22 protein-coding genes are annotated in these 24,801 nt (G+C 54.7%); 11 read left to right on the top strand and 11 right to left on the bottom strand.

Features of this window, described 5'->3' with window-relative positions; all coding sequences use genetic code 11:
• The 6 genes from KP80_RS07540 to hrpB form a co-directional block, all read right to left on the bottom strand.
• Window positions 1-504 (bottom strand): iron chelate uptake ABC transporter family permease subunit (locus tag KP80_RS07540; RefSeq protein ID WP_156315615.1); only part of this gene is annotated, 504 nt, incomplete at its 3' end.
• Window positions 501-1,388, bottom strand: a complete 888-nt coding sequence (fhuD, locus tag KP80_RS07545; RefSeq protein ID WP_156315625.1) for a Fe(3+)-hydroxamate ABC transporter substrate-binding protein FhuD — start codon at window positions 1,386-1,388, stop codon at window positions 501-503. The genes fhuD and KP80_RS07540, both read right to left, overlap by 4 nt.
• 2 nt (window positions 1,389-1,390) lie before the next feature.
• Complete coding sequence (fhuC, locus tag KP80_RS07550; protein ID WP_052283236.1) at window positions 1,391-2,188, bottom strand: Fe3+-hydroxamate ABC transporter ATP-binding protein FhuC; 798 nt, start codon at window positions 2,186-2,188, stop codon at window positions 1,391-1,393.
• Window positions 2,189-2,236: 48 nt separating this feature from the next.
• Window positions 2,237-4,456, bottom strand: a complete 2,220-nt coding sequence (gene fhuA, locus KP80_RS07555; protein WP_052282985.1) for a ferrichrome porin FhuA — start codon at window positions 4,454-4,456, stop codon at window positions 2,237-2,239.
• A 225-nt stretch (window positions 4,457-4,681) separates the two neighbouring features.
• The gene (mrcB, locus tag KP80_RS07560; RefSeq protein ID WP_052282986.1) at window positions 4,682-7,219 is read right to left on the bottom strand and encodes a bifunctional glycosyl transferase/transpeptidase; all 2,538 of its coding nucleotides are present in this window, start codon (window positions 7,217-7,219) and stop codon (window positions 4,682-4,684) included.
• A gap of 120 nt (window positions 7,220-7,339) precedes the next feature.
• Complete coding sequence (hrpB, locus tag KP80_RS07565; RefSeq protein WP_052282987.1) at window positions 7,340-9,769, bottom strand: ATP-dependent helicase HrpB; 2,430 nt, start codon at window positions 9,767-9,769, stop codon at window positions 7,340-7,342.
• Window positions 9,770-9,841: 72 nt separating this feature from the next.
• Here hrpB and thpR point away from each other — a divergent pair, with 72 nt between their 5' ends.
• From thpR to panD, 9 genes are all read left to right on the top strand, one after another.
• Complete coding sequence (gene thpR / locus KP80_RS07570) at window positions 9,842-10,372, top strand: RNA 2',3'-cyclic phosphodiesterase (protein WP_052282988.1); 531 nt, start codon at window positions 9,842-9,844, stop codon at window positions 10,370-10,372.
• 13 nt (window positions 10,373-10,385) lie between these two features.
• The gene (gene sfsA / locus KP80_RS07575; protein WP_052282989.1) at window positions 10,386-11,108 is read left to right on the top strand and encodes a DNA/RNA nuclease SfsA; all 723 of its coding nucleotides are present in this window, start codon (window positions 10,386-10,388) and stop codon (window positions 11,106-11,108) included.
• Between the two features lie 156 nt (window positions 11,109-11,264).
• Window positions 11,265-11,720, top strand: a complete 456-nt coding sequence (dksA, locus tag KP80_RS07580; protein WP_035891939.1) for an RNA polymerase-binding protein DksA — start codon at window positions 11,265-11,267, stop codon at window positions 11,718-11,720.
• 69 nt (window positions 11,721-11,789) lie between these two features.
• Entirely contained in the window at window positions 11,790-12,680 is an 891-nt protein-coding gene (gene gluQRS / locus KP80_RS07585) for a tRNA glutamyl-Q(34) synthetase GluQRS (RefSeq protein ID WP_052283237.1), read from the top strand.
• Window positions 12,681-12,741: 61 nt separating this feature from the next.
• Window positions 12,742-14,139, top strand: coding sequence for a polynucleotide adenylyltransferase PcnB (pcnB, locus tag KP80_RS07590; protein ID WP_197276145.1), 1,398 nt, complete (start codon window positions 12,742-12,744; stop codon window positions 14,137-14,139).
• Window positions 14,136-14,615: a 2-amino-4-hydroxy-6-hydroxymethyldihydropteridine diphosphokinase gene (gene folK / locus KP80_RS07595; protein WP_052282991.1), complete on the top strand. Its 480-nt coding sequence runs from the start codon at window positions 14,136-14,138 to the stop codon at window positions 14,613-14,615. Before pcnB ends, folK begins: the two co-directional genes overlap by 4 nt.
• Window positions 14,616-14,735: 120 nt before the next feature.
• Window positions 14,736-15,527, top strand: a complete 792-nt coding sequence (gene panB / locus KP80_RS07600) for a 3-methyl-2-oxobutanoate hydroxymethyltransferase (RefSeq protein WP_052282992.1) — start codon at window positions 14,736-14,738, stop codon at window positions 15,525-15,527.
• A gap of 11 nt (window positions 15,528-15,538) precedes the next feature.
• Entirely contained in the window at window positions 15,539-16,387 is an 849-nt protein-coding gene (gene panC / locus KP80_RS07605; protein WP_052282993.1) for a pantoate--beta-alanine ligase, read from the top strand.
• 287 nt (window positions 16,388-16,674) lie between these two features.
• Window positions 16,675-17,055: an aspartate 1-decarboxylase gene (gene panD / locus KP80_RS07610; RefSeq protein ID WP_052282994.1), complete on the top strand. Its 381-nt coding sequence runs from the start codon at window positions 16,675-16,677 to the stop codon at window positions 17,053-17,055.
• 35 nt (window positions 17,056-17,090) lie between these two features.
• Here panD and KP80_RS07615 read toward each other — a convergent pair whose 3' ends face one another.
• The 4 genes from KP80_RS07615 to KP80_RS07630 all read right to left on the bottom strand — a co-directional run bounded on the left by KP80_RS07615 (window position 17,091) and on the right by KP80_RS07630 (window position 20,629).
• The gene (locus KP80_RS07615) at window positions 17,091-18,320 is read right to left on the bottom strand and encodes a polysaccharide deacetylase family protein (protein ID WP_052282995.1); all 1,230 of its coding nucleotides are present in this window, start codon (window positions 18,318-18,320) and stop codon (window positions 17,091-17,093) included.
• Window positions 18,321-18,383: 63 nt separating this feature from the next.
• Window positions 18,384-18,824, bottom strand: coding sequence for a PTS sugar transporter subunit IIA (locus KP80_RS07620; RefSeq protein WP_052282996.1), 441 nt, complete (start codon window positions 18,822-18,824; stop codon window positions 18,384-18,386).
• 111 nt (window positions 18,825-18,935) lie between these two features.
• The gene (locus KP80_RS07625) at window positions 18,936-19,706 is read right to left on the bottom strand and encodes an ABC transporter permease (protein ID WP_052282997.1); all 771 of its coding nucleotides are present in this window, start codon (window positions 19,704-19,706) and stop codon (window positions 18,936-18,938) included.
• Entirely contained in the window at window positions 19,703-20,629 is a 927-nt protein-coding gene (locus KP80_RS07630; protein ID WP_052282998.1) for an ABC transporter ATP-binding protein, read from the bottom strand. The genes KP80_RS07625 and KP80_RS07630 overlap by 4 nt, the downstream gene beginning before the upstream one ends.
• A 226-nt stretch (window positions 20,630-20,855) precedes the next feature.
• Here KP80_RS07630 and can point away from each other — a divergent pair, with 226 nt between their 5' ends.
• Window positions 20,856-21,518, top strand: coding sequence for a carbonate dehydratase (can, locus tag KP80_RS07635; protein WP_052283238.1), 663 nt, complete (start codon window positions 20,856-20,858; stop codon window positions 21,516-21,518).
• A gap of 96 nt (window positions 21,519-21,614) precedes the next feature.
• Here the strand turns inward: can and hpt are convergent, their stop codons facing one another.
• The gene (gene hpt / locus KP80_RS07640; protein ID WP_052282999.1) at window positions 21,615-22,151 is read right to left on the bottom strand and encodes a hypoxanthine phosphoribosyltransferase; all 537 of its coding nucleotides are present in this window, start codon (window positions 22,149-22,151) and stop codon (window positions 21,615-21,617) included.
• Between the two features lie 204 nt (window positions 22,152-22,355).
• Here hpt and KP80_RS07645 point away from each other — a divergent pair, with 204 nt between their 5' ends.
• Window positions 22,356-24,746, top strand: a complete 2,391-nt coding sequence (locus KP80_RS07645) for a glucose/quinate/shikimate family membrane-bound PQQ-dependent dehydrogenase (protein WP_052283000.1) — start codon at window positions 22,356-22,358, stop codon at window positions 24,744-24,746.
• Window positions 24,747-24,801 lie beyond the last annotated feature (55 nt).

The raw sequence follows: 24,801 nt of genomic DNA on the forward strand, positions 1-24,801 counted from the left end.
CAGGAATAGCACCATTAACTGATTGATTGCCCCGCAGTAAAGACTCACCACCAGCCCTGCGAGAATCAGCGTGACCGGCGACAGACGTTTACCCCACGCCACGCCGAACACCAGCGCACCGACGATACATGCCCCCGCGAGCGCTGCAAATTGCGAAGTCAGTACGCCTGGAATCGCCCACAGTGTAGTGACGGTCATACCGAGCTGCGCCCCCGTCGCCACGCCAAGCGTGGTCGGTTCTGCCAGTGGATTTCGCAGCACCTGCTGGAACAGCACGCCAACCAGCCCTAACCCTGCACCAACCAGCAGTGAAATCGTCAGGCGCGGCAGCAGGCTGTAGTGGAAGAGCATCTGGTCGATAGCGTCAATGTTCGGCTGACGCATAGCCATAAACCACTGACTGCTCGGCAGTGCAAGGTTGAAGTTAAACCAGGTCAACGCCAGTGCGGCAATAAACAGCACGACGAGTAAGAGGGCGGCAAATGGCGACAATTTTGCTTTCACGCCTTGCCTCCGAGTGCATTATCCAGAATACGGGCAAAATTCATCGCCGACAGCGTTGCCCCATAGAACCACACAGCAGGAACAATTTGCAGACGGTTTGCGCGAACGAACGGCATCGCCTGCCATAGTGGTGTAGCCTCAAGCTGACGCATTTGCGCGGCGTTGCCGTGATCAAAGCACAGCACATCCACGTCTTTATAGGCAGCCAGCCGGTCGATACCCACCGCTGTACTGCCCCAAAAATTAGTTTCCCCTTGCCAGGCGTTTTTCACCCCTAGACGGTCCAGGATCTCCTGGAACAGACAGTTAGGCCCGAACACCAACATATGGCGCGGATCCAGCAATGAAACCATCAGCAAGGGACGGTCGCCGCGGTATTTAAAGCGCGGCTTCAGACTGTCGATATAGGCGTCGAATTCCGCCAGATGACGCTGCGCCACCGCCTGCTTGTCCAGCATTTCCGCCATCTCCAACAACGAGCGACGCGCCTGAGCCAGCGGCAATTTACCGTCACTGAAGGCAAAGCTGCGGCCAGGGGCGATTCTGGCGAGGATTTCTGGCGAAGGGCCATAGCCTGCCGACCAGACAAGCATCGAAGGCTTCATCTGCGTCAACAGTTCAAGATTGGGCTCAGTACGTAACCCGACATCAATCACCGACTCCGGCAGCACCGGTTCGTTGACCCACATCCGGTAGTTAGGAATATCCGCTACGCCGTAGGGTGTGACACCCAGCGCCAGCATCAGCTCAACGGGCAGCCACTCCAGCGCCACGATACGCTCCGCGCTAACCGGCGCGGCCTGCGCCTTTTGCATCTGCCACAGCAGCGGTGAGAGCGCCATCGCCGTCAGTAAACGACGGCGGCTAATCCGATTATCAACCATCATCAATAGACAAAACTTACCGGTGCAGCACCGGCTGGATGAGGCAGAATGCCCATTGGAATACCGTAGATTTTTTCCAGCGTTTCGCTGCGCATCAGCTCATTCGGTGTGCCCTGGGCAATCATTTCACCGCCGCGCAGCGCCACCAGATAATCACAGTAGCGCGCCGCCATATTGATATCATGCAGCACAGCAATCACCGTCAGACCACGCTGTTCGCTTAAGCGATGTACCAGCGCCAGCACATCAACCTGGTGTGCGATATCCAGCGCCGAGGTCGGTTCATCCAACAGCAGACAGCGGCTGTCTTGCGCAACCAGCATCGCAATCCACGCACGCTGACGTTCACCGCCAGAGAGGCTATCAACCAAACGCTGAGCCAGCGGTTTTAACCCCACCAGCGCAATGGCTTCGTCCACTTTCTCGCGGTCGGCAACGCCAAAACGCCCCAGCGCGCCGTGCCATGGGTAGCGACCAATCGCCACCAGCTCACGTACCGTCATCCCTTCCGCCGGCGGTAATTGCTGCGGCAGATAGGCGACCTTGCGGGCAAAGGCTTTGCTGTTCCAGCTCGCCAGCGGCTGACCATCCAGCAGGATATCACCCTCTGATGGCGGCTGATGCCGGCCTAGCATTTTCAATAGCGTGGATTTACCCGAACCGTTATGCCCGATAAGACCAGTCACTTTCCCCGCAGGAAAAGTTAAAGAGAGTGGGTGAAGAAGCGTACGGCCTGGAACGCGAAAAACGACCTGTTCCAGAGAAAAGGTCGTATCAGAATGAGTTGTGTTGTCCTGCATAACCGTCAACATGTTAAAGGGCGCGGAAAACCCGCGCCCTGGAGGTGGTTAGAAACGGAACGTTGCAGTAGCAACAACCTGACGCTCTGCGCCCCAGTAGCATGCATACTCGCTATAGCAGCTGGAAACGTATTCACGATCGAACAGGTTATTCACGTTAACTGCGACTGACGATCCCGCCAGGCCGAAGCGTGCCAGATCGTATTTCACCATGGCATCAACAACGGTGTAGTCACCTACGTTAAACGATTCGTTTTTCTTGCCGGTTGAGGTGTCATTTTTGTAGTAACTGACAGTCGAACCGGTGTAACGCACACCCGCCCCGAAGGTCAGGCCACTGAGTGCAGTATCGTAGAAGGTGTAATCAGTCCAAAGAGAAGCCTGGTTACGTGGAACCTCTGCTGGACGTTTGCCTTTAAAGATAGTGTCTTCAGTGTATTCTGCATCGTTATAGCTGTAGGCTGCCGTTACGTTGATATTTTCGTTAACGGCTGCTTTGGCCTCCAACTCAAGACCACGGGAACGAATTTCACCGGTCTGAACGCTATACAGGCCCGTAGAGTCGTTCGGATCGGACGTCAGGTTCTTGTTTTTGGTCAGTTGGTAAATGGCTGCTGTCAGGACAACAGGCATATCCTTCGGTACGTATTTCACGCCCGTCTCATACTGCTTACCGCGAGAAGGATCGAACGGTTTGCCTTCTTTCGTCGAACCAGAAGTTGGTTCGAAGGATTCGCTATAGCTAAAGTATGGGGAAATACCGTTATCAAACAGATAGTTCACCCCACCACGCCAGGTGAACTGCTGGTCGTGATTCATGGCTTCTGTACCGGTGGTACGAGTCAGGGTTGAGGTCTTCGCATAGTCATAACGACCGCCCAGCGTCAGCACCCATTTGTCCCATTCCATCTGATCCTGTGCGTACAGGCCGGTCTGTTCCATACGGTTCAGAACCTGATACTTCGCATACGGACCGCTGACGTCGATGTTCGGATTACCGTACTGCGGATTCAACATATTCAGAGAATCAGCTGAACCGTACAGTGCATCGATGTCGTTACGCATACGAGAGTAATCAACACCGGTTAGCAGCGTATGGCCGACGTCACCAGTAGCAAAGTTGGATTGCAGCTGAGTATCGACAGTAAAGGTATTCAGATCTTCGTCAGAACGGACGTAGTTACGTTTGATGTTACCGGCACCGTCATAGCCAAAGCCATACACAGAACGGTACAGCGTTTTCACCTGGTCGTAGCGCAGGTTCTGGCGCACGGTGAAGGTATCGTTAAACGCGTGAGAGAAGTTGTAGCCCACCATCTGCTGGCGACGCTGCATCTTGTTATCTCGTTCACCTTCGTTGAAATCGGTCGGCAGCTTATGCGAATTGCCGTTGGCATCAACGTAAGGAACAACGGTACCTTCGCGTGGCAGCCAGCCGTAGTAGCCTGCATCCGGATCGCTTTGGAAGTTGCTCAGGAAGGTGAAGTCAGTTTTATCATCCGGACGCCAGCTAAAGGATGGTGCCACCGCGTAGCGGCTGGATTTCACCATGTCCTGCTGAGCATCCTGACTGCGGCCTAAGCCGGTCAGACGATAAGACCATACGCCAGCGTCATCAATCGCATCGCTGAAGTCAAAACCGGTCTGCCAGAGGTTATCCGTACCCATTTTGAACTGAATTTCGCGCAGCGGTTCAGTCGTCGGGCGCTTGCTGACCATGCTGACGATACCGCCCGGGTTGCTGTTGCCATACAGCACGGACGTTGGCCCACGCATCACTTCTACGCGTTCCAGGAAATAAGGGTCCATGGAAATTTCAGAGTAGTTATTACCCTGAAGTTTCATCCCATCCAGATATTGGTTGGTATTAACGGTGGTTGGTGCTGTAAAGCCACGAATGGAAACAACATCATAAGTCGAAGAGCTGCCGCGAGTGGAGAAGACGCTCGGCGTATAGGCCATAGCATCTTTCACGGTCGTCGGTTGACGAATATCCATCTCCTGACGGGTAATCACCGAAACAGACTGTGGCGTCTTCTCAATCGGAGTATCCGTTTTGGTTGCCGTCGCTGAGTGCTTAGCAGCAATCGTTGCCGCCGGACCCCAGGCACTTTCCTGAGCCGCAGGTGCTGCGGTGACGGTGATGGTTTCTTCTTTCGGTTTATCTGCAGCCTGTGCGTAAACAGACATGCCGCTAACCGCTGTGGCGACTACGACTGCGAGTTTACGCAGCGAGTGGGTTGGCTGAGCAGTTTTAGAACGCGCCATTGGTATGTCTCTGATGAAGTGAATGATAACGTAAACGAGAATTATTATTATAACCGGATGCATGATAGGACAGCAGCTGGACGTATAGCAAGCGATAAAAGTCCCTACCAGAATTAAGGGGTTAAGAAATAAACAGATGAAATAAAGGCGTTAAGAAAAAGAAAAAAAGAGATGAAAAAAAGCCCCTGTATCAAACAGAGGCTTTTTAATGACCACAAGGTCGTATTAATTCCCGCCGAACATATCCTTAATCCAGCCGGCTACGCCATCGCTGTCTTTCTTCTCCTGCGCTGGCGGCTGTTGCTGCTGTTGCTGCTGCGGTTGAGAAGAGGAATTATCAAACGGATTCGCAGACTGCTGCTCAATCTGCTGCTGGCTCTGCTGGCAGAGCGCATCCGGATTGGTGGTCCAGACCGGCAGCATACGCAAGCCACCGCCGCCGCAGATAAAGTTACCGTTTTCATCCACGCCCATATTGACGATATCTTCCGGCGGCGTCAGATCCAGCGCGATCGGCGATTCACTCGATAAATAGCGCTGGTAGATAGACATCGCACCGCTAGCACCGTACAGCTTGGTTGGCTGGTTGTTATCGCGACCTACCCAGGTAATCACCACTTCACGCCCATCAATCCCGGCAAACCAGGTATCGACGTTATTGTTGGTGGTCCCGGTTTTCCCTGCCAAATGCAGGTTCGGGTATTTCGCGCCCAACTGACGGCCCGTACCGCGCTGGACCACCTGCTGCATGGTCCACAGCGTCATGTAGGCCGCCTGTGCCGGAACGGCGCGTTCAGCCTGCGGGAAGCTCTGATACAACACAGTACCGTCTTCAGCAATCACCGAACGCAGCGCCGAAAGCGTTGCGCGGTTACCGCCGCTGGCGATAGTCTGGAACGCCTGCGCCACTTCAATCGGCGTCAGGTTCAGCGCACCCAGCAGCATTGCCGGAACGGCGTTAAGCTGATCTTTCGGCGCCCCCAACTTCAACCAGGTATCGGTGACGGCTGGTAAGCCTAGCGCCATGCCAAGGTTGACGGTCGGCACGTTCATCGAACGGGTCAACGCATCCACCAGCATGACCTGGCCGCTGTAGCGACGATCGTCATTCTGCGGTGACCATACCTGGCCGTTTGGCTGACGCAGAGCAATTGGCGCATCGGCAATCCAGGTATTCAAGCGATACTGATTCGGCTGGCTTAACGCCGTCAGATAGGTCGCCGGTTTTGCCAGAGAACCAATTGAACGACGCGCCTGCATAGCACGGTTGTAACCGGCAAACTGCGGCTCAGCCCCGCCAACCATGGCACGCACTTCACCACTGAAGCGGTCAACCACCACCATCGCAGTTTCCAGGTCATTCAGCTTGCGCTGTTTCTTCAGTACCGGAATGCCTTCGGTCGCTGCTTTTTCTGCGGCATCCTGGGCAACAGAGTCGAAGGTAGTGAAGATTTTCACCCCAGACAGGTCTTTGACCTTATCGCCCAGCTTCGCCTGCAGCTCCTGACGTACCATCTGCATAAATGCTGGCTGCGGCGAAATCACCCCACCGCGCGGCTGTACGCCCAGTGGTCTCGCGCTCAGCATGTCGTACAGTTCCTGATCGATGACTTTCTGCTGTTGCAGCAGGCGCAGCACCAGGTTACGACGCTCCAGCGCCAGTTTCGGGTTACGCCATGGGTTATAAACCGACGCCCCTTTCACCATGCCCACCAGCAGCGCCTGCTGATCGAGGCTCAGCTCTTCGACCGGACGGCCAAAGTAATAGAGGCTCGCCAGCGGGAAGCCGCGGATCTCATTGTCGCCGCTCTGACCGAGATACACCTCGTTCATGTACAGCTCAAGAATACGGTCCTTGCTGTAACGTGCATCGACGATCAGCGCCATGTACGCTTCGTTCGCTTTACGCCAGTAGGAACGTTCGCTGGAGAGGAACAGGTTTTTCACCAGCTGCTGGGTCAGCGTACTCGCGCCCTGCACCGTACGTCCGGCAGTCAGGTTGGCCAATACCGCACGACCAATCGAGAAGAAGCTGATGCCGTCGTGCTCGTAGAAATGGCGGTCTTCGGTGGCGATAAGCGTGTCCACCAGCAGGTCCGGGAAGCCATTGCGCGGGACAAACAGACGCTGCTCGCCGTTTGGCGAGGACATCATGGTAATCAGGCGCGGGTCGAGGCGGAAGAAACCGAACTGACGGTTGCTGTCCATGTTCTCGATGGTTTCCAGATGATCACCATCAAAGGTCAGGCGCGCACGCACCTGCCCTTCTTTGCTGTCCGGGAAATCGAACGGGCGGCGGATCATTTCGATGCTGTTGGCCTGCACGGTGAATTCACCCGGCCGCGTCATCGCCGTCACCTGACGATACTGAGTCGCGGTCAGCAGCTGTACCATCTCGTTTTTGCTGATGGTCATATCCGGCTCAAGGTTGACCATACGGCCATACACCGCCGCCGGAAGCTGCCAGACTTTGCCATCAATACGGCTGCGGATTTTTTGATCCAAATAGACGCCGTAAATCGCGATCAATACCGCAAAGACGATGCCGAGTTTGAGCAGGAACCAGAACCAGCGGTGTTTTCTGCGTGGTTTGCCTCCTTTACCGCCGCCTTTACGCGAACGCGGTTTTTCCTCATCGTAGTCATCGTCATCATAATCGTCGTCATACTCATCATCTCTGAGCTGTCGACGGCTTACCTTTTGTTTCGCCGGACGTGCAGGCTTACCTTTTCGTCCAATCGGCTCGCGGTCATTCCCCGCCATGCTTTCTCTCCGCAACATTCAGGCATAAAGGCCTGATTCTCAATTCTTCTGTCCTGTGACAGAAGAAGATATCTCTCAATTTTACGTCCCGGCGTAAACGTTTCAGCCAGGTTTACACCATCACGAATACTTCTTCGTCCGCCGCGTTGGCGCGGTATTCGCCGGGTCGTCCGGCCAGACATGCTTCGGATAGCGCCCTTTCATTTCTTTTTGCACCTCGCGGTACGCCCCTTGCCAGAACGCGCTTAAATCACGCGTGATCTGCAATGGACGCTGAGCGGGTGAAAGTAGCTCCAGCACCAGTGCCACTCGCCCTTGGGCGATGGTCGGCGTACTGGCTTCACCAAACATTTCCTGCATCCGTACCGCGAGTGCCGGCGGATTGTCTTCGTCATAGCGAATCGCAATTCGGCTTCCCGTCGGCACAGTGTAATGAGTTGGCAGTGAACTCTCCAGACGTTGTTGTAATGACCACGGCATCCGGTCGCGCAGCGCCTGGCAAATATCGACGGATTTCAGCCCGCGCAACGAATGGACGCCATTCATATGCGGCAACAGCCAGCTTTCCAGCTCATCCAGAAGCGTCGCGTCATCCACCGCAGGCCATGGTTCCTCGGGCAACCAGCGTGCTGCACACTGTAAACGCAAGCGTAGCTGCTGCGCTTCGCTCGTCCAGTTAAGCACGCTTAATCCTTTCTCGCGAATCCCGGTCAGCATGGCCTGATGCAGTTCGCTTTCGGACAGCTTGCCCAGCGGGCGCACGCTAAGCGTCAATTGGCCAATCTGGCTTCGACGCAGCGCCTTGAGCGTCCCCTGAGCATCATCCCACTCAATGGTGTCAGATTGTTGAAGCAGTGAAGGACAACGGGCGGTGAGCGCGTCAATATCCAGCGCACAGGCCTGCAAAATACGCGCATCCGGCGACGCGCTAACCTGCAGCAACAGCGGCGCAATCAGCCATTCGTAGCGGTTTAACGCATCATCCGCATCCAGCATCGCTCCCATTCCGTTGGCCAGTTGATAGCGTCCTTCCTGGCCACGCCGACGGGCAATACGGTCAGGGAAGCCCTGCGCCAGCAGCGCGGGGATCGCATCGCTATCCGGCTGCCCCGCGCGACGATTAAGGCGCTTACACAGCTGTTGGCTGCGCTGCTGCCATTGGCCCTGCGGGCGGGCAAATGCCTGTAACAGGTCATGATTGGCACCACGCGGTGGCTCTTCAAGAATCGCCGCCAGCCGTGCGGCCGTTGCCACTTCATCATCGCTCTGTGCCGCCACCAGCATCGCTGCCAGGCGCGGATCGTTGCCCAGCGTCGCCATTTTCTGCCCCTTCGCCGTTAAACGCTCATCGGCCAGCGCCGCAAGCTGCGTCAACAGCCGACGCGCTGCCGCCAGGTTTACGGCCGGGGGCTGATCCAGCCAATTGAGCTGTGTTGGATCGGTGCAGCCCCACTGCAACAATTCCAGCAGCAGTGACGACAGATCGCTTTGTAAGATTTCCGCATCGCTTTGCACCGCCGCGCGTTCTGCCTGCTCTTTTGCCAGCAGATGCATGCAGACGCCCGGCTCCAGTCGCCCGGCACGGCCGGCGCGCTGGGTCATCGACGCCTGGCTTACCCGCTGGGTTAACAAACGCGTCAACCCGGTGCGCACGTCAAAACGGGCGACGCGCTCCTGCGCGCTGTCCACCACTAGGCGAATACCTTCAATGGTCAGGCTGGTTTCGGCGATATTGGTCGCCAGCACCACCTTACGTTTACCCGGCGGTGCGGGAAGAATCGCCTGCCGCTGTTCGCTGAGCGATAGCGCACCATATAAAGGACAAAGCAGCACATCATCAGCCACCCGTTCGGCAAGATAGTTTTGTACACGCTGAATCTCGCCCACGCCGGGCAAAAACAACAACAGTGAACCGGGCTCATTGCGCAACAGTTCCGCCGTGGCAATTGCCACCGCTTCATCAAAGCGCTGGTGTGAGGGCAACGACTGATAGCGGCGTTCCACCGGGTAGGCCCGGCCTTCGGAAATAATGGTTGGTGCCTGCGGCAGGAGACGCTGGAGTTTGTCGTTATCCAGCGTCGCCGACATGATAAGCAGCTTGAGATCATCACGAAGCCCCTGCTGCACATCCAGCAACAACGCCAGCGCCAGATCCGCCTGCAGGCTGCGCTCATGAAACTCATCCAGGATCACCAGCCCCACGCCCGACAGTTCGGGATCGTGCTGGATCATGCGCGTCAGGATCCCCTCGGTCACAACTTCCAGCCGGGTATTGGTGCCCACACAAGTTTCGGCACGCATACGGTATCCTACCGTTTCGCCCGGCTTTTCACCCAACAGCTCCGCCAGACGTTGCGCAACGTTGCGCGCCGCCAGCCGACGTGGCTCCAGCAGGAGAATACGCCCTTCAATCGCTCCTTCACGCAAAATCTGCAACGGCAGCCAGGTTGATTTGCCCGCGCCCGTTGGCGCATTAAGCAGAACCTGTGGGGATTGCCGTAAGGCGAGAAGGAGTTCAGGAAGGATGCTTGCGACCGGCAACAGGGACACGAATGGCTCCAGGGGTTAACATTAAACGGCGGACATTGTAGCATCGCCTCAATTCATAACCGAGTACCCACGATGTCTGAGTCAAAAAGACTGTTTTTCGCCGTTGAGATCCCGGCGAAAATTCAGAAGCAGCTGGTGCAGTGGCGAGCGGATAATTTTCCCGCCGACGCCGGTGTGCCGGTAGCTGCCGCCAATATGCACATCACGCTGGCGTTTCTCGGCGAGGTCAGCGCGGAAAAACAGCTCGCGCTAGCGGCCATGGCCGGACGCATTCACCAGCCAGGCTTTACGCTGCATCTCGACGATGCCGGGCAGTGGCTGCGTTCGCGCGTAGTCTGGCTCGGTACGCGCCAGCCGCCACGCGGTTTGCTACAGCTCGCCAATATGCTACGTGCGCAGGCCGCCCGCAGCGGCTGTTATCAAAGCCCACAGCCGTTCCACCCACACCTGACGCTGCTGCGTAACGCGGGCCAGGCGGTGCCGATTCCGGCTCCGGGTTTTCATTGGGACTTTCCGGTGACGGAGTTTGTTCTGTATGAATCGCGCTATGCCGGAGGGCGTACACGATACACGCCATTACAGCGCTGGACGCTCAGCGAATAAATAAGGAAACCCAATGCAGTTCATGCCGCCGCTCCAGTCCGCCACGCTAATTAAACGCTATAAACGCTTTCTGGCCGACGTGGTCACGCCATCGGGCGAGGTTTTTACCCTTCACTGTCCAAACACCGGCGCGATGACCGGTTGCGCAACGCCGGGCGATACCGTGTGGTATTCAACATCCGAAAATACTAAACGCAAATATCCGCATACCTGGGAACTGACTCAAACGCAAAATGGGGAATTTATCTGCGTTAACACGCTTCGTGCGAATACCGTAGCAAAAGAAGCGATCGAGACCGGAAATATTCCTGAACTCACCGGCTACAACACGCTGAAAAGTGAAGTGAAATACGGTGAGGAAAACAGCCGGATTGATATCATGTTACAGGCAGATGATCGCCCCAGATGCTATATTGAAGTGAAGTCGGTAACGCTCGCTGAAAATGAGTTTGGTTATTTTCCCGATGCAGTCACCCTGCGGGGCCAAAAACATTTACGCGAGCTTATGGGCGTTGTGGCGAACGGAGAGCGCGCCGTTTTACTGTTTGCAATCTTGCACTCAGCCATTGAATATTTCTCTCCTGCACACCATATTGATGCTCAATACGCAAAGCTATTGAATGAGGCTTACAAAAAGGGGGTGGAGATTTTGGCTTATAAAGCGGAACTTTCTGCCGATAATATGACTCTGATATCGCCGTTACCCGTTTCATTGGTTTCGGGTGAATTTGCATAGAAAGTGTTCGGGCTGCGGCGCAAATACGCTTTTCCTCACAGCATTGTCAAGTGTTACGTTTAGATAATTGCCAACCGGAAAAGCATCTGTTATTTATAGCGGCCTGATTTTTCCCCCGAACACGGGGATCGATAGTGCGTGTTAAGGAGAAACAACATGCAAGAAGGGCAAAACCGTAAAACATCGTCCCTGAGTATTCTGTCCATCGCTGGGGTGGAGCCGTACCAGGTGAAACCGGGCGAAGAGTATATGAACGAAGCCCAGCTAGCGCACTTCCGACGTATTCTTGAAGCATGGCGTAATCAACTTAGGGATGAAGTCGATCGCACCGTTACTCACATGCAGGACGAAGCTGCAAACTTCCCGGATCCGGTAGACCGTGCCGCACAGGAAGAAGAGTTCAGCCTCGAACTGCGTAACCGCGATCGTGAACGTAAGCTGATCAAAAAGATCGAGAAGACGTTGAAGAAAGTCGAAGATGAAGATTTCGGCTACTGCGAATCCTGTGGTGTTGAAATTGGTATTCGTCGTCTGGAAGCGCGCCCAACGGCCGACCTGTGTATTGACTGCAAAACGCTGGCAGAAATCCGCGAAAAGCAGATGGCAGGTTGATAGAACGCTAACACTCTATCTTCAAGGCGGGAGTCACTTCCCGCCTTGTTGTTTTTTATTGCTATAAAAATGTCATCACAACCTTATATAGGGCGCTTCGCCCCCTCACCTTCCGGTGAACTGCATTTTGGTTCTCTAATTGCGGCCCTTGGCAGCTATCTACAGGCTCGTGCCAGGCAAGGTATCTGGCGAGTTCGCATCGAAGATATTGATCCTCCACGTGAAGTTCCCGGTGCTGCAACCACCATTTTGCATCAGCTGGAACATTACGGCCTGCACTGGGACGGCGATGTTCTGTGGCAGTCTCAGCGCCATGACGCCTACCGTGAAGCGCTGGCTTGGCTGAAAAATCAGGACCTGTGTTATTTCTGTACCTGCACGCGTGCGCGTATTCAGAGTATCGGCGGCACCTATGACGGCCACTGCCGCACGCTGAATAATGGCCCCGACAACGCGGCCCTGCGTCTGCATCAGCTGCATCCAGTATTGGAATTTACCGATCTGCTGCGCGGTACGCTTATAGCCGATGAACGCCTGGCACGCGAGGATTTCATTATTCATCGCCGTGATGGGCTTTTTGCCTATAACCTCGCCGTGGTCGTGGACGACCATTTTCAGGGGGTTACTGAGATTGTGCGCGGTGCGGATTTAATTGAGCCGACGGTCCGGCAAATTTCGCTCTACCAACAGTTTGGCTGGCCGGTGCCTGACTATATTCATCTGCCGCTGGCATTGACTGTAGAAGGTGCTAAACTTTCCAAGCAAAATCATGCACCTGCTTTGCCTCACGGCGACCCTCGCCCGATACTCATCGAGGCGCTGCGCTTTTTGGGCCAGGACATTCCGGCGCAATGGCAGGATTTCAATACAGCGGATCTCTTGCAAAATGCAGTCACTAAGTGGTCGCTTTCCGCTGTGCCTGAGACGGCGAAGATCAATCCGCCATTCTCAAACGCGTAATGCTGAGCTATGATTAGCCGCTATTTTTTTGTCCTGGATACTGATATTACCGAGGTGCACCATTTTTACCCGAGTCGCTAATTTCTGCCGCAAGGTGCTAAGCCGTGAGGAGAGCGAGGCTGAAAACGCCGTTGCTAAACCTGTTATGACTGTCATTCCGCGCGAGCAGCACGCTATTTCCCGCAAAGATATTAGCGAGAACGCCCTCAAGGTTCTTTATCGTCTGAATAAAGCTGGCTACGAGGCATACCTCGTCGGCGGGGGTGTCCGCGACCTGCTTCTAGGCAAAAAACCGAAAGATTTCGATGTGACCACCAGCGCTACGCCAGACCAGGTACGTAAGCTGTTCCGTAACTGCCGTTTGGTCGGTCGCCGCTTCCGTCTGGCCCACGTCATGTTTGGCCCGGAAATTATCGAGGTCGCCACCTTCCGTGGCCACCACGAAGATGGTCAGTCTGACCGTACCACCTCTCAGCGTGGGCAAAATGGCATGCTGCTGCGCGACAACATCTTCGGCTCCATCGAAGATGACGCTCAGCGCCGCGACTTTACCATCAACAGCCTTTATTACAGCGTGGCTGACTTTACCGTCCGCGACTACGTTGGCGGCATGCAGGATCTGTCTGACGGCGTGATTCGCCTGATAGGCGTACCGGAAACCCGCTACCGCGAAGATCCGGTACGTATGCTGCGCGCCGTGCGTTTTGCCGCCAAGCTGAGTATGAGTATTAGCCCGGAAACCGCTGAGCCAATTCCGCGTCTGGCAACGCTGATGAACGATGTCCCTCCGGCGCGTCTGTTTGAAGAAGCGCTCAAGCTGCTTCAAGCGGGCTACGGCTATGAAACCTATAAGCTGCTGCGCGAATATAATCTGTTCCAGCCACTGTTCCCAACCATCACCCGCTATTTCACCGAAGACGGCGATAGCCCGATGGAACGCATTATTGCGCAGGTGCTGAAGAACACCGATAACCGCATTCATAACGATATGCGCGTTAACCCAGCATTCCTGTTTGCCGCGATGTTCTGGTATCCGCTGCTGGAGATGGCGCAGAAGATTGCCCAGGAAAGCGGTCTGGCCTACCACGACGCTTTCGCGCTGGCGATGAATGAAGTGCTGGATGAAGCCTGCCGTTCACTGGCCATTCCAAAACGTATTACCTCGCTGGTACGCGATATCTGGCAGCTGCAGCTGCGTATGTCTCGTCGTCAGGGTAAGCGCGCCTGGAAGCTGATGGAGCATCCTAAATTCCGCGCCGCATTCGATCTGCTGGCACTGCGTGCTGAAGCCGAAAACAATCATGAATTGCAGCGTCTCACCCAATGGTGGAGCGAATTCCAGGTTGTCGCGCCGCCCGCGCAAAAAGACATGCTTAACGAGCTGGATGACGAGCCGGAAAATCGCCGTCGCCATCGCCGCCCGCGTAAACGTGCACCGCGTCGCGAGGGTAGCGCGTGACGCTGGTTTATATCGCACTCGGCAGCAACCTCGCCTCGCCACTTGAGCAGGTGAATGCTGCCGTCAAGGCACTGGGAGAAATTCCGGACACACGCCTTGTCGCGGTCTCCTCGTTTTATCGCACGCCGCCACTTGGACCGCAGGATCAGCCAGATTATCTCAATGCTGCCGTCGCGCTGGAGACTGCGTTAGCGCCAGAAGTGCTGCTGAGCCATACCCAACGCATTGAACTGCAGCAGGGGCGCGTACGCAAAGCCGAACGCTGGGGGCCACGCACACTCGATTTAGACATTATGCTGTTTGGTCAGGCGATGATTAATACCGATATTCTGACCGTGCCCCACTACGACATGCATAACCGCGGCTTTATGCTGTGGCCCCTGTATGAAATCGCCCCTTCTCTGACATTCCCTGACGGGATCAGCCTGCAACAGCATCTTGAAACGCTGGGCGCTGAAAAACCCGCACTCTGGTAACGTATAGCTCTCATTTTTAACGTTCCCTGCTTTACGGGGAATCGGTTGCCTAAAATAATTGCCCCCCTGAATTCGGCTGTTAAAATGCCGGGTAATTCGACCTTATCATCAGGGATTATTATGAAACCGACCACCATCGCGGTATTGCAGAAATGCAAGCAAGAGAAAAAACGCTTCGCCACCATTACGGCTTACGATTACAGCTTTGCCAAACTGTTCGCCGACGTTGGCATCAACGTGATGCTGGTCGGTGATTCTCTTGGCATGACGGTGCAGGGGCACGATTCCACCCTGCCGGTTACCGTTGACGATATTGCTTACCATACACACGCCGTTCGCCGCGGGGCACCAAACTGCCTGCTGCTGTCCGATCTGCCGTTCATGGCTTACGCCACGCCTGAACAAGCCTTTGAAAACGCCGCCACCGTTATGCGTGCGGGCGCCAATATGGTGAAAATCGAAGGCGGAGCCTGGCTGGTTGAGACGGTGAAAATGCTCACCGACCGTGCTGTACCGGTATGTGGTCATCTGGGATTAACACCGCAGTCAGTCAACGTCTTTGGCGGCTACAAGGTCCAGGGGCGCGGCGATGCCGGCCAGGTCCTGCTCGACGACGCGTTAGCCCTGGAAGCCGCTGGCGCTCAGCTGCTGGTACTGGAGTGCGTGCCGGTTGAGCTGGCGAGGCGCGTTACTGAAGCGTTATCGATCCCGGTTATTGGTATCGGTGCCGGTAATGTCACCGACGGGCAGATCCTCGTAATGCATGACGCCTTCGGCATCACCGGTGGCCATATCCCTAAATTTGCTAAAAATTTCCTTGCTGAAGCGGGCGACATGCGTGCCGCTGTGCGGCAGTATATGACGGAAGTGGAGTCCGGGGTCTATCCGGGCGAAGAACACAGTTTCCATTAAGGAGTCTTGTTGTGCTAATTATCGAAACCCTGCCGCTGCTGCGCCAGCATATCCGCCGTCTGCGTCAGGAAGGCAAACGCGTCGCGCTGGTCCCGACGATGGGCAATCTCCACGATGGCCATATGACGCTGGTTGAAGAAGCCAAAACGCGAGCAGATGTGGTCATTGTCAGCATCTTCGTCAACCCGATGCAATTCGACCGCGTTGAAGATCTGGCAAACTACCCGCGCACGCTCCAGGAAGACTGTGAAAAGCTGAACAAGCGTAAAGTCGATTACGTCTTTGCCCCAGCCGTCGCAGAAATCTACCCACAGGGCACCGAGAGCCATACCATTGTTGATGTTCCCGGTCTTTCAACCATGCTCGAAGGTGCCAGCCGTCCAGGCCACTTCCGCGGCGTGTCTACCATCGTGAGCAAACTGTTCAATCTGATTCAGCCTGATATCGCCTGCTTCGGTGAAAAAGATTTCCAGCAGCTGGCGCTGCTGCGCAAGATGGTCGCCGATATGGGCTATGACATTGAGATCGTCGGCGTGCCGATTATCCGTGCGAAAGATGGCCTCGCGCTCAGCTCGCGCAACGGCTATCTGACGGCAGAACAGCGTAAAATCGCGCCGGGTCTGTATAAAGTGCTCAGCAGCGTGGCCGAAAAACTGAAAGGCGGTGAACGCGATCAGGATGAGATGATAACCCTCGCAGAACAGGCGCTGAACGAGAAAGGCTTCCGTGCCGACGATATTCAGATCCGCGATGCTGATACCCTGCTCGACCTGACGGAAAACAGCAAACGTGCGGTTATCCTGATGGCCGCCTGGCTTGGTAAAGCCCGCTTGATTGATAATCAAAGCGTCGAGCTGTAATACCCGCCTCGTAGCCCGGCGGCAGTTTACTCCCCCGGGCTACGAGGAAAAATGATGTCAGTACAGGTGTTAATTTACGCTTTCAGCGATGTGTTCTGGCTACATGAATGGTAGCGATGCTGTGATACGACAAGGGTTGCAGAGCATAATGCGGGATGATGCGCAATTCATCGAGGCCTGGTGAATCGCATATGGACACCTGGTTTAAATCAGGCAATACTGCCTGCGAAATTTCTCAAGGCAGCCGCTGACTGCTTTGTTTCCGTTAAGAATTAAAGGTAGACGCTATGATTCGCACTATGCTGCAGGGCAAACTCCACCGCGTTAAGGTCACGCAGTCTGACCTGCACTATGAAGGTTCCTGCGCGATTGATCAGGACTTCCTTGACGCCGCGGGGATCCTGGAAAACGAAGCCATTGATATCTGGAACGTTAACAACGGCAAACGTTTCTCAACCTACGCTATCGCGGCGGAACGTGGTTCTAAAATCATTTCCGTTAACGGTGCGGCTGCACACAACGCCGATGTTGGCGATATCGTCATCATCGCCAGCTTTGTCACTATGTCTGATGAAGAAGCCCGCACCTGGCGCCCGAACGTGGCCTATTTTGAAGGCGACAATGAAATGAAACGTACTGCGAAAGCTATTCCAGTACAGGTTGCCTGATCTCCTCTGGCGCCCGGCATTCGTCGAGCGCCAGCTTAACCCTGCGGCTGGTTACTGACTAACCGCGACATCGTCTCCAGCGAATCCGTTCTCAGAATATACAGTCTCTTGAGCAGCATCGGATTATCCCCCGGCTTCACCTTCCCTTTCACCGTCGTCACCGCCAGATGAAAACCGGCATCACCCGCTGCCTTCACCGCCGTCGCGTTGTAGCCACCGAACGGATAGGAAAGGTACAGCACATGTGGATTAAACTGCGCCAGAGCACGCCTGGAGTGCTCAAAATCAAAAAGGATGTTGTGGTAGCTGCGGCTAAGCAAAATCGGCCGACGATAGCCGTCTACCCGATGCAAGAAGTGGGTATGCGACTGGAAGTCGAACACGTTTTTAATTTCGTTAAGTTCAGAAATACTCATAAACTGCAGCGATTTCGGCGCCCACTTTTGCGGGTGACGCTTGATGCGCGATGAAATAATAAACGCCGTCGCCTTCATACCGTACTGATGCAGTATCGGCCAGGCATAGCGGCTCACCGATTTGAGCCCATCGTCAAAGGTGATGACCACCGCCCGCGCGGGTAAATTAGCGCGGTTATGCACGTAATCTTCTAGCTGATACATCGTCAGCGTGGTGTAACCCATATCGCGCAGCCAGGTCATCTGGTTACTGAAAGCACGCACGGAAGTGGTGGTTGAGGTATGGCGAAAACGGGTGTTCTCTTCATCACGCAGAATATGGTGATAAGTCAGGACCGGAATTCCGTTGTCAGGCTGCGCATCCAGCGCGCTGATATAGGCTAGCCGATCGCCAATGCGAATTTGGTACCAGGTCTGGTTCAGACGGTCTTTAAGCCGGTTAATGACCGGATAACGCAAGTTCTCCGCCAGCGTTCCAAACGGCGCGCTACCGACGTCCGGCGCGTTATAAACCGGCGTATCTTTCCACGTAATCAGGTTCTGATTGCTAAGCGGCTTATTTAAATCCCCCAACCCATCTTCAACCCGCTGACGTCCCTGCACCGGCTCAAGATGACCTTTGTCGATAAAGCCTTTGCCGAAGCCAAAATTAAAGGTGTAGTAATCCTCAACGTCCGGCTCAATGGCAATAATTTGCCCGGCGCGCAGATTTCCTACCGTCATGGTTTTATTGCCGATGCGCGCCCAAACCGTCGCATCTTCGGTGGTTTGCATATAGCGCATAGGCAAAGCGGCGGCGGCACCACCGGAGAGGAACAAAACAAGCAGTACGACAGCGCGTATAACCATGAGCAATAACCAAAGCGGGAACCGACCTGTTTATTGTAACAAAAGCGGCATCAATACCAACGTTTAATTCTCATACAAATCATGGAGTAGAACAAAGGGGGGATTTTTCTGCTGCTGATGCCACAAGCTCGTGACTCCCGGCGTTCCCAGCTCAACGATACGCTGACGAAACTCGCTGCTGCTCGTGGATTCCCGCATTGGAACCATTTGCTCAAGCAATGAATACTGGATACCGGCGATGACTTCACAGCCGCTGTGCTTGTGGCTCATCAGCGATGCCACACGATACGGCGCAGCGCCTGCGCTGTCGGTGAGGAAAATAACACCGTCGCCCGAGTCAGTCTGATGCAGCGCTTCGCACATCATGCGACTCAGCATATTGGCGCTTAATCCGCGCCAATAATTCACCGCCCGACACTGCGGTAGCGGACCATATTTTTTTTCCAGACGATCCAGCAGTTCCTGTGCGCGATCGTCATGGCAGGAAATCACCCAACCCAACATAGCTTGCCTCCTTAGCAGGCAAGTAGTTTAGCGAAGCAATCGATAATTTGGGGTGATGGTTGTCAAAAAACGCTTCCCGGCAGCGGTTAACTGCCGGGAAAGACAGCGTAATTAACTGCGCAGACCGCGCCCGCGCTGGATCAGATACCAGCACAGCAGGTAGAAGGCAGCGATAAACACCACCAGCACGCCGAAGGTGGTGACCAGCGGCACATCGTTAATGCCGAGGAAACCATAGCGGAAGCCGCTAATCATGTAGACGATCGGGTTCAGATGCGACAGCGCCTGCCAGAACGGCGGCAGCAGAGTCAGCGAATAGAACACCCCACCCAGATAGGTCAGCGGCGTCAACACGAAGGTTGGGATCAGGCTAATGTCGTCAAAGGTTTTGGCGAATACAGCATTCAGCAGGCCGGCCAGCGAGAACAGTACCGCCGTCAGCACCAGCGTCAACGCGACGAAAACCCATGAGTGCACCTGGAATGGCACAAAGAAGAGTGAAATGGCGGTCACCAGAACGCCGACACACAGGCCACGCGCGACGCCACCGCCAACAAAACCGGCGATGATGACATGCGTCGGTACCGGGGCAACCAGCAATTCTTCAATGTTGCGCTGAAACTTGGCACTGAAGAACGATGACGCCACGTTGGCGTAAGCGTTGGTGATCACCGCCATCATGATCAGGCCCGGCACGATGAATTGCATGTAGCTAAAACCGTGCATTTCGCCAATCCGCGAGCCAATCAGGTTACCGAAGATGATAAAGTACAGCGTCATAGTGATGACGGGCGGCACCAGCGTCTGCACCCAAATACGCATAAAGCGGTGGATCTCTTTCGCCCAGATGCTTTTCAGCGCGACCCAATAAAGCTGCATCATGCGCGATCTCCTTGTTTTTCATGAACCAGTGAAACAAACAGCTCTTCCAGGCGGTTCGCTTTGTTACGCATACTCAATACTTGAATTCCCTGTGCGCTAAGCTGCGCGAAGACGCTGTTAATTCCCTGCTCACGCAGCACTTCCACTTCCAGCGTTGAGGTGTCCACCAGGCTATACTGGTAGCCTTCCAGCTTCGGCAGCGGGCTTTTCGGCGCCAGGTCGAGGATAAAGGTTTCTGATTTCAGCTTGGAAAGCAGATTCTTCATCGAGGTGTTTTCCACCAGTTCACCACGCTGGATAATACCGATATTGCGGCACAGCATTTCTGCCTCTTCCAGGTAGTGGGTGGTGAGGATAATGGTAGTGCCTTTATCGTTGAGATCTTTGAGGAATCCCCACATTGAGCGGCGCAGCTCAATATCTACGCCAGCCGTAGGTTCATCGAGAATCAACAGTTTAGGCTCATGCATCAGCGCGCGAGCAATCATCAGGCGACGCTTCATACCACCGGAAAGCATCCGCGCACGTTCATTGCGTTTTTCCCACAAATCGAGCTGCTTGAGGTATTTTTCGCTGCGGATAACCGCTTCTTTGTACTCAACGCCGTAGTAACCCGCCTGGTTCACGACGATTTGCTGTACAGTTTCAAACGGGTTGAAGTTGAACTCCTGCGGCACGAGACCCAGCTGGCGTTTGGCATTGACCACGTCTTTTTGCAGATCATAGCCAAAGACGCTGACGCGCCCGGACGTTTTGTTCACCAGCGAACTGATAATGCCGATGGTAGTGGATTTCCCCGCGCCGTTCGGCCCCAGAAGCGCATAAAAATCGCCGGCTTCAACTTGTAAATCTATCCCACGCAGCGCCTGGACGCCGCCGGGATAGGTTTTCGTCAGTTGCTCTAATTCCAGTGCAATGGTCATAGATATTTGCTTACCTTACATTCTGATACTTGATATTTACTCTACGTAATTTACGTTGCGACAAGGCGGCGACGCAGCGAATCTCCAGGAGCGTACACCAGTACGTGACTGGGGTAAGCGAGGAAAGCCAACGCAGTGGCAACGTAAAGTACAACGAGTATTTGGTTTTAATAAATCAGGAGTTGCCCTATATTAGCCCAACGCAATTTACTTGGTTACAGCCTCCATGAACGACATAGATACACTCATCAGCAACAACGCACTATGGTCAAAAATGCTGGTAGAAGAGGATCCCGGTTTTTTTGAGAAACTGTCGCAAGCGCAAAAACCGCGCTTTTTATGGATTGGGTGTTCTGACAGCCGTGTTCCCGCCGAACGTTTGACCGGGCTCGAGCCTGGCGAACTGTTTGTTCACCGTAATGTAGCCAACCTGGTGATTCATACCGATCTCAACTGCCTTTCCGTGGTGCAGTATGCCGTTGATGTGCTGGAAGTTGAACACATTATTATCTGCGGCCACTATGGCTGCGGCGGCGTTCAGGCGGCGGTAGAAAACCCAGAACTGGGACTTATCGACAACTGGCTGCTGCACATCCGCGATATCTGGTTCAAACATAGCTCATTGCTTGGCGAGATGCCGCCGGAACGTCGCATGGATACCCTTTGCGAACTCAACGTTATGGAGCAGGTGTATAACCTCGGTCATTCCACCATTATGCAGTCAGCGTGGAAGCGCGGTCAGAAAGTGATGATTCACGGCTGGGCTTACGGTATTCACGATGGCCTGCTGCGCGATCTTGATGTCACGGCCACCAGCCGCGAGACTCTGGAACAGCGCTACCGCCACGGAATTTCCAACCTCAAGTTAAAGCACATCAACCACAAGTAAGTGAAAAGTGCCGGGCAGTGGCGATGCCTTACCCGGCCTACAGGTCTGTGCCCGCAGGCCTGATAAGTGAAGCGCCAGCAGGCGCTCCTCGCAATATTACTCGTCCAGCATGACCACTTTGCCAACGTACGGCAGATGGCGATAGCGCTGAGCATAGTCGATACCGTAACCGACCACGAACTCATCAGGGATGGAGAATCCGATAAACTCAACCGGCACATCAACTTCACGGCGGGATGGTTTATCCAGCAGCGTACAGATGGCCAGCGATTTCGGCTCGCGCAGCCCCAAAATTTCACGCACTTTCGACAGGGTGTTACCTGAGTCGATAATGTCTTCAACGATTAGCACGTCTTTACCACGAATATCTTCGTCGAGGTCTTTGAGGATTTTCACGTCGCGGGTGGTGGACATACCGCTGCCATAGCTGGATGCCGTCATAAAATCGACTTCGTGCGGAACCTGTACTTCACGGCACAGGTCAGCCATGAACATGAACGAGCCGCGCAGCAGGCCCACTAACACCATTTCGCTGCCGCTATCCTGGTAGCGCTCATTAATCAGACGACCTAATTCGGCGATACGTGCTTTGATCTCCGCTTCCGGGATCATCACTTCAACAGTATGTTTCATTTAACTAACCACATGATTTTAAATGTAAATCACTCAACCTGTTAACCCTAAGGCACCAGGTTGATCAGCAAGCGAGAAAGTATACCAGTAAAAGGGATCGGGCCGTTAATTCGATAATAAAGCTCATTTTGTGATTTCGATCACACTTGTTAAATCCTATAATGAAATGAAAGCAATAATTAACAAACGAATGGACACCTTTCTATGGCAGAAACAAAATCTCAACAATCACGGCTACTCGTGAGGCTAACGGCCCTCTTCGCGGCATTCTGCGGGCTGTATTTGTTAATCGGTGGTATATGGCTGGTCGCGATCGGCGGCTCCTGGTACTACCCCATCGCAGGTCTGGTGATGCTGGGTATTACCGCGATGCTCTGGCGCGCGAAGCGTTCAGCACTGTGGCTTTACGCACTACTGCTGGTCGCCACCATGGTCTGGGGCGTCTGGGAAGTTGGCTTTGACTTCTGGGCGCTGACGCCGCGCAGCGATGTGCTGGTCATCTTCGGCGTGTGGCTGATTCTGCCATTCGTCTGGCATCGTCTGGTAGTACCTTCCAGCGGTGCGGTCGCCGCGCTGCTGGTTGCCCTGCTGATTAGCGCCGGGATCCTCACCTGGGCCGGTTTTAACGACCCGCAGGAGGTGAACGGCACGCTGAGCGCGGATGCTACGCCTGCCGAGCCTATCTCACAGGTTGCCGATCAGGATTGGCCTGCTTACGGGCGCAATCAGGAAGGTCAACGGTTCTCCCCGCTCAAGCAAATCAATGCGGATAACGTACACAATCTGAAGGAAGCGTGGGTATTCCGTACCGGCGACCTGAAGCAGCCAAACGATCCGGGTGAAATCACCAACGAAGTGACACCGATTAAAATCGGCAACATGCTGTATCTCTGTACCGCCCACCAGCGCGTGTTTGCTCTGGATGCGGCAACCGGTAAAGAGAAGTGGCACTTTGACCCGCAGTTGGGCACCGACCCGAGCTTCCAGCATGTGACCTGTCGCGGTGTTTCATACCATGAAGCCACGGCCGCCAACGCTTCGCCGGATGTGGTGGCCGACTGCCCACGTCGTATCATCCTGCCGGTAAACGATGGTCGTATTTTTGCGCTCAACGCCGATACCGGCAAGCTGTGCGAGTCCTTCGCCAATAAAGGTATCCTCAATCTGCAGACCAACATGCCAGTGACCACACCAGGCATGTACGAACCGACATCACCACCTATCGTCACCGATAAAGTGATCGTGATTGCCGGTGCGGTCACCGATAACTTCTCGACTCGTGAGCCCTCTGGCGTAATTCGCGGTTTCGACATCAACAGCGGCAAACTGCTGTGGGCTTTCGATCCGGGTGCTAAAGATCCGAACGCTATCCCGGATGACGAACACCATTACACGCTCAACTCACCAAACTCGTGGGCGCCAGCCGCCTATGACGCGAAGCTGGATCTGGTTTATCTGCCGATGGGCGTGACCACCCCGGATATCTGGGGCGGTAATCGCACACCTGAGCAGGAGCGCTACGCGAGCTCAATTGTGGCGCTGAATGCGACCACTGGTAAACTGGCCTGGAGCTATCAGACCGTCCACCACGACCTGTGGGATATGGATATGCCGTCCCAGCCTACGCTGGCAGATATTACGGTTAACGGCAAAACAGTACCGGTTGTCTATGCTCCAGCGAAAACAGGCAACATCTTCGTGCTGGATCGTCGTAACGGCGAGCTGGTCGTTCCGGCCCCGGAAAAACCGGTTCCGCAGGGTGCAGCCAAAGGCGACTACGTCACCAAAACGCAGCCATTCTCTGATCTCAGCTTCCGTCCGAAGAAAGATCTGACTGGCGCGGACATGTGGGGCGCCACCATGTTTGACCAGCTGGTGTGCCGCGTGATGTTCCATCAGATGCGCTATGAAGGCATTTTCACGCCGCCATCTGAACAGGGTACGCTGGTGTTCCCGGGTAACCTCGGAATGTTTGAATGGGGTGGTATCTCTGTCGATCCAAACCGTCAGGTGGCAATTGCCAACCCGATGGCGCTGCCGTTCGTATCGAAGCTTATCCCTCGTGGCCCAGGCAACCCGATGGAACCGCCGAAAGACGCAAAATCCAGCGGTACCGAGTCCGGTATTCAGCCGCAGTATGGCGTACCGTTTGGCGTGACGCTGAACGCTTTCCTGTCACCGTTTGGCCTACCGTGCAAACAGCCGGCCTGGGGTTACATCTCGGCGCTGGATCTGAAAACCAACGAAGTGGTGTGGAAAAAACGTCTGGGTACGCCGCAGGATAGCCTGCCGTTCCCGATGCCAATTCCGCTGCCGTTCAATATGGGTATGCCAATGCTGGGCGGCCCAATTTCAACAGCCGGTAACGTCCTGTTTATCGCCGCCACGGCTGATAACTACCTGCGCGCCTATAACATGAGTAACGGTGAGAAACTGTGGCAGGGACGTCTGCCAGCAGGCGGCCAGGCAACACCGATGACCTATGAAGTGAATGGCAAGCAGTATGTTGTCATTTCTGCCGGCGGTCACGGTTCGTTTGGCACAAAAATGGGCGACTACATCGTGGCATACGCCCTCCCGGACGACGCGAAGTAAGCGCAAGAAAAACCCCGAGGCGATATAAACACACTCGGGGTTTGACAGCAGGCCG

Source organism: Kluyvera genomosp. 1 (genome assembly GCF_001266615.1).
Classification (GTDB): Bacteria; Pseudomonadota; Gammaproteobacteria; order Enterobacterales; family Enterobacteriaceae; genus Kluyvera; species Kluyvera cryocrescens_A.